The 2226-nt window shown below is 64.1% G+C and carries 2 protein-coding genes; both read left to right on the forward strand.

The window, feature by feature from the left end:
• Positions 1 to 189: 189 nt before the first annotated feature.
• Positions 190 to 1200 (forward strand): ABC transporter substrate-binding protein, encoded by a 1011-nt coding sequence (locus tag A2I95_RS32690; RefSeq protein ID WP_259997745.1) that lies wholly within the window; start codon positions 190 to 192, stop codon positions 1198 to 1200.
• Positions 1197 to 2226 (forward strand): iron chelate uptake ABC transporter family permease subunit (locus A2I95_RS32695; RefSeq protein ID WP_291736531.1); only part of this gene is annotated, 1030 nt, incomplete at its 3' end. The genes A2I95_RS32690 and A2I95_RS32695, both read left to right, overlap by 4 nt.

A 2226-nucleotide genomic window follows, 5' to 3' on the forward strand; every position in this document is an offset into this window, starting at 1 on the left:
GTCATTGACCCGCCAGTCAGGAGACCTGCCGGTGAAAACCGAAAGACACCGGGCGGGGTTGTCCGGGGAGGTTGCCGGTAAGATGCGCCGCCGTTTTCCGGTGCCGCAAGCGGGGGCCAGACCCTCAGCCTTACCGGTCAATGCCCTTTCACCCGTTCTCCGGTCATTGACACATGGAGATCGAATATCATGTTTTTGCGTTCCGGCCTGATCGGCCTATCCTTCATCGCTGCCGCACAGGCTGCGGCGGCCAGCGAAACCTTTCCGCTGACCATAGAAAACTGCGGCCAGTCGGTCACCTTCGAGGCGCCGGCAGCGTCTTCGGTAACGGTTGGCCAGGCGGCGACCGAAGTGCTTTATGCGCTGGGGCTGGGCGATAAGGTGCTGGGCACCTCGGTCTGGTTCAACGACGTGCTGCCCGAATATGCAGACATGAATGCCAAGATCGACCGTCTGGCCGACAACGACCCAAGCTTTGAAAGCGTCGTGGCAAAACGCCCCGGTCTGGTGGCAGCGCAGTACGAATGGCACGTCGGCCCCGAAGGCGTCGTAGCCAAGCGCGAGCAGTTCCATGACCTCGGCATTCCGACCTATGTGATGCCCGCCGATTGCGTCGGCAAGGACAACACCACCGGCGGCGACGGCACCCGCACGCAGATGTTCACCACCGGCAGCCTGTATCAGGGGATCGAGGAACTGGCGGCGATCTTTGGCGAGGCTGAAAAGGGCGCCGAACTGGTTGCCGATTACAAGGCGCGCGAGGCTGCGGCGGTTGCCAAGGCGCAGCAGGTCGCGCTGGAAGATGCCTCTGCCGTGTTCTGGTTCTCGTCGCCCGAAATGGAAAGCGACCCGTTTGTGGCCGGCCAGAAGGGCGCGCCAGGTTACATGATGCAGCAGCTGGGCCTGCGCAACGTCGTTGAGACCGACGAGGAATGGCCAACGGTCGGCTGGGAGACCATCGCCAAGGCCAATCCGACGGTGATTGTGATTGCCCGCATGGACCGCCGCCGCTTTGCCGCGGATGACTATGAAAAGAAGCTGGACTTCCTGCGCAATGATCCGGTGGCGAGCCAGATGGATGCAGTCAAGAACAACCGCATCGTTGTGATGGACGCCCAGGCGATGGATGCCACCATCCGTGCCATTCCGGCGCTGGAGGATCTGGCTGCTGAACTCAGCGTGATCGGCACCAGCCAGTGAGTGCAGCCGCTGCAATCACATGGCAGGGCGTCAAGGGCGCGTGCCTGGCCTTGCCGGTGCTGATTGCAGCGGTTCTGGCAGGCGCAATGATCGGGGAAACCGCGCTTGCGCCTGACCTAGTGCTGTCGGTTCTGGCCAATAAGCTGGCCGGGGCAGGGCTGCCGGTTGATCCGATAGATCAAGGCATTGTCTGGAGTTACCGGCTGCCGCGTGCGCTGGTGGCGGGGGCCTGCGGGGCGTCGCTGGCGGTGGCGGGCGTGGTGCTACAGGCCCTGCTGCGCAATGCGCTGGCAGATCCCTATATCCTGGGCATTTCCGCCGGTGCTTCAACCGGGGCGGTTGCGGTGACCATTGCAGGGCTTGGCGGCGGTGCGCTGTCGTTGTCCTTTGGCGCCTTTAACGGCGCGCTGCTGGCCTTTGGCTTTGTTGCCGTTCTGGCCCGGGCCGCCGGGGCCGGCGGCAGCCGCGCTGCGGCAGCGCAAATCGTGCTGGCCGGCATTGCAGGCTCGCAGCTGTTCAACGCGCTGACTGCTTTTATCATCGCCAAATCCGCCAACGCCGATCAGGCCCGCGGCATCATGTTCTGGCTGATGGGCAATATGGGCGGGGTGCGCTGGCCGGATGTGTGGCTGGCAGTGCCGCTGGCGCTGGCGGGCTGGTCCAAGGCCACGTGGTTTTCGGTGGTGCCGACCATCATATCGCATCTGCTGCACTCAGAGCTTGATCCCGTCGACAGCACCAGGACACGCCTGCGCTTTGGCCGCTCCGCGTCCTCAGCGCTGGCTCCGGACGTGCAGCGCGCGTTTGAGGACCGGTTCGGCATCCCCATCATCGAGACCATGGGCCTGACGGAAACCGCCGCGCAGATCCTGTCCAATCCCCTGCCTCCAGGCACCCGCAAGATCGGCTCCCCCGGTGTCGGCTATGGCAACGGCATCGCCATCCTGGATGCAAACCAGCAGCCGGTTACCAATGGCACCGAGGGCGAACTGGCCGTGCGCGGCCCCAACGTGATGCTGGAATACC

The organism is Leisingera sp. F5 (genome assembly GCF_001593695.1).